The following is a 3,289-nucleotide window of genomic DNA, read 5'->3' as shown; positions in this document are numbered from 1 at the left end:
GTTTGCGGCTTCATGTCGGCCAGGTTGACGATGGTGCCGTCATCGGCCACAAAGGCAGCACTCAAGGGCAGCAAGGTGTTTTTCATCCAGAAGCATTGTTCGCCGGCTTGCTCAAAGACAAACAGCATGCCCTCAGCCTGCGGCATTTGCCGGCGAAACATGAGACCGGTGGCGCGCTGTTGCGGGGTGGCCGCCACCTGGGCGTCCACCAGGTACATGCCCGCCGTGAGTTTGACGCGGGGCAAATCCATTTGCGGCGTTTGCTGGGCGTGACTCACGCTGCAGCCAATGAGGGTGAGGGACAGCAGTCTGTTGACAACGGTGTTCATGGCAGGATTTTGACTCAAAAAAAATGCCCGCAAAAGCGGGCATTTGGACAAACCAAAAGGTCTGATTATTTAGAAGCGGCAGATGCCTTGGCTTCAGCTTTGGCAGCCTTCTTGTCGGCCTTTTTCTCTGTCTTGGCAGCAGCCTTTTCTTCAGCCTTTGCAGCTGGTGCAGCAGGAGTAGCTTTTACGGCAGGCGTAGCGGGGGCAGCAGGAGCGGCAGCTTGAGCGAAAGCGCCAACAGCAAAAAGACCAGCAACCAGAGCAGCGAGAAGTTTGTTCATTTTAAATTTCCTTGAGATGGTAAAAAAACCTCGCGGATTATGTCATGGAGATGAAGCGACATCGTCAACCCTGGACTGGGCTTGACAGTATTTTTCATTTATTCGGACTAGAATAAAAAAGTTTGAAAACACGGGTCAGTTTGATCGCTGGCCCATGCCGCGACCTTTGATCAACTACCGGAGACCCAAGTCCATGTACCAGCATATCAAGGTGCCCTCAGAAGGCCAGAAAATCACCGTCAATGCAGACTACTCATTGAATGTGCCAGACCAGCCCATCATTCCTTTTATCGAAGGTGATGGCACCGGTTTTGACATCACACCGGTGATGATGAAGGTGGTGGACGCTGCCGTGGCCAAGGCCTACGGCGGCAAGAAGAAAATCCACTGGATGGAAGTCTATGCCGGCGAAAAATCGACCAAGATTTACGGCCCCGATGTCTGGCTGCCCGAAGAAACCCTGCAGGCCTTGCGCGAGTATGTGGTGTCCATCAAGGGTCCGTTGACCACTCCTGTGGGCGGCGGTATCCGTTCGCTCAACGTGGCCTTGCGCCAGGAGCTCGATCTCTACGTCTGCCTGCGCCCAATTCAATATTTTGAAGGCGTGCCCAGCCCGGTCAAGGAGCCGCACAAGACCAATATGGTGATCTTCCGTGAAAACTCGGAAGACATCTATGCCGGTATCGAGTTCGAGGCCGAATCGGCCAAAGCGAAAAAGCTCATCAAGTTCCTGCAGGACGAAATGGGCGTCACCAAGATCCGCTTCCCCAACACCTCCGGCATTGGCATCAAACCGGTGTCGCGCGAAGGCACCGAGCGTCTGGTGCGCAAAGCCATCCAGTACGCCATCGACAACGACAAGCCCAGCGTGACCATCGTGCACAAGGGCAACATCATGAAATTCACCGAGGGCGGCTTCCGTGACTGGGCCTACGGTCTGGCGCAAAAAGAGTTTGGCGCCGAGCTGATCGACGGCGGCCCGTGGTGCAAATTCAAGAACCCGAAAACGGGCAAGGAAATCACCGTCAAGGACAGCATTGCCGACGCCTTCCTGCAGCAAATCCTGCTGCGCCCGGCCGAGTACAGCGTGATTGCCACGCTGAACCTGAACGGCGACTACGTGTCTGACGCCCTGGCAGCGCAAGTGGGCGGCATTGGCATTGCCCCGGGCGCCAATCTGTCCGACTCCGTTGCCTGTTTCGAAGCCACCCACGGCACGGCGCCCAAGTATGCCGGCAAGGACTATGTGAACCCGGGCTCTGAAATCCTGTCGGCTGAAATGATGCTGCGCCACATGGGCTGGATTGAAGCGGCCGACGCCATCATCAAGTCGATGGAGCGCTCGATTGCCAGCAAGAAAGTCACCTACGACTTCGCCCGCCTGATGGACGGCGCCACCCAGGTGAGCTGCTCGGGATTTGGTGAGGTCATGATCGCCAACATGTGATTGCGATCAACGGCCGTTACTGGCCGTGCCATCACAACCCCAATGCGCGCAAGCCCTTGGGGTTTTTTCATGATGCAGACCGCGTTAGCTGGCATCCAGGCCGCAGTAGCTTTTGAGCGCATCGATCTGTGATTGATCCACCACGGGTTGTTGGCCCAGGAAAGCCTCGACCTCCATGGCTGTTGGAATGCTCGACTGCGCACCGCTGGCGGTACAGGCCAAGGCGGCTGCGGCGCTGGCCGTGCGCATGGCCTGGGCAAGCGTTTCACCCCGGCCCAGATGCGCCGCCAGCGTGCCACAGAAGGTGTCGCCCGCGCCCGTGGTGTCAATCGGTGCGATCTTGAAAGCGGGTTGCAGCACATAAGCATCTTGCTGCCGTGCGATGCAACCCCGTTGGCCCAGGGTGACCACCACCGAGGGCACCTCGAGCTGCCGCAGCATGGCGACCACCGTTCCGGGGTGCGTCACCAGGGCACGCAGCTCACCTTCATTCACCACCAGCAGGTCCACCGCTTGCAGCAACTCGGGCGGCAAGCCTTGCGCTGGTGCAGCGTTGAGGACCACCTGCACACCGCTGGCTTGCGCGCGTTGCGCGTAAGCGGTCACGGTGGTGATGGGTATTTCGAGCTGCATCAGCAAGTGACTGACGTCCTGCAGTTCGGGCAGGTGCTGGCTTTGCAGGCACAGGTTGGCCCCTGGCGCGACCGTGATGGCGTTTTCTGCGTTGTCGGCGACGCAGATAAAGGCGCAACCTGTCGCTTGGTCGGGGCTGCGCAACGTGTGCAGCCGAACCCGGACACTTTCCAGCGAAGCGAGCAGGGGCAGGGCATGGGCATCGTTCCCCAGGGCCAGCAACATCGCGGTGGCAGCGCCACCGGCGCGGGCGCAGGCCACCGCCTGGTTGGCACCCTTGCCACCCGGGTAGGTGGTGAAGCCTTGCCCCAGCACGGTCTCGCCGGGCGCGGGAATGTGTGCAGCCCGCACCACAAAGTCCAGGTTGGCCGAGCCGGCAACCAAAATCATGAGGCATCCTTTCTGTTGCGCATCACATCACCGCGCCAACTTGCCAGGGCACACATTCGTTCATGTCAGCAGTCCGCGCTGGGCCAGGTTGCGCATCAGGTGGGAGCAGCCAAAGGTCCACGGCGCACAGGCGTCGGTGGGCTGCATGCGGTTGACCAGGGTGCCGAGTTGCGGCGCTGATATGCGCACGATGTCGCCTGTTTTGTGGG

General features: G+C 59.3%; 4 protein-coding genes and 1 pseudogene. 1 reads left to right on the top strand and 4 read right to left on the bottom strand.

Features of this window, described 5'->3' with window-relative positions; translation table 11 throughout:
- Together NDI87_RS17200 and NDI87_RS17195 are read right to left on the bottom strand one after the other, a co-directional pair.
- On the bottom strand, positions 1 to 329 hold a 329-nt coding region (locus NDI87_RS17200), incomplete at its 3' end, for a DUF192 domain-containing protein (protein WP_296276809.1).
- A gap of 65 nt (positions 330 to 394) precedes the next feature.
- Positions 395 to 610: a hypothetical protein gene (locus NDI87_RS17195; RefSeq protein WP_296276808.1), complete on the bottom strand. Its 216-nt coding sequence runs from the start codon at positions 608 to 610 to the stop codon at positions 395 to 397.
- A 193-nt stretch (positions 611 to 803) separates the two neighbouring features.
- Here NDI87_RS17195 and icd point away from each other — a divergent pair, with 193 nt between their 5' ends.
- Positions 804 to 2,057 (top strand): NADP-dependent isocitrate dehydrogenase, encoded by a 1,254-nt coding sequence (gene icd, locus NDI87_RS17190; protein WP_296276807.1) that lies wholly within the window; start codon positions 804 to 806, stop codon positions 2,055 to 2,057.
- 84 nt (positions 2,058 to 2,141) lie between these two features.
- Here icd and NDI87_RS17185 read toward each other — a convergent pair whose 3' ends face one another.
- Positions 2,142 to 3,080 (bottom strand): ribokinase, encoded by a 939-nt coding sequence (locus tag NDI87_RS17185; protein WP_296276806.1) that lies wholly within the window; start codon positions 3,078 to 3,080, stop codon positions 2,142 to 2,144.
- 60 nt (positions 3,081 to 3,140) lie between these two features.
- Positions 3,141 to 3,289 (bottom strand): annotated as a pseudogene (locus tag NDI87_RS17180) (fumarylacetoacetate hydrolase); the annotation flags it as partial.

The organism is Rhodoferax sp. (genome assembly GCF_023701345.1).
In the GTDB taxonomy this organism is placed as follows: domain Bacteria; phylum Pseudomonadota; class Gammaproteobacteria; order Burkholderiales; family Burkholderiaceae_C; genus Rhodoferax.
Note: the sequence above shows the minus strand (reverse complement) of the source record. Positions and strands in the feature narration are given on the sequence as shown.

Excerpts from the sequence above, each read along its gene's own strand:
- NDI87_RS17185 (WP_296276806.1), bottom strand. The coding sequence starts at position 3,080 with ATGATTTTGGTTGCCGGCTCGGCCAACCTGGACTTTGTGGTGCGGGCT.
- NDI87_RS17195 (WP_296276808.1), bottom strand. The coding sequence starts at position 610 with ATGAACAAACTTCTCGCTGCTCTGGTTGCTGGTCTTTTTGCTGTTGGC.
- icd (WP_296276807.1), top strand. The coding sequence starts at position 804 with ATGTACCAGCATATCAAGGTGCCCTCAGAAGGCCAGAAAATCACCGTC.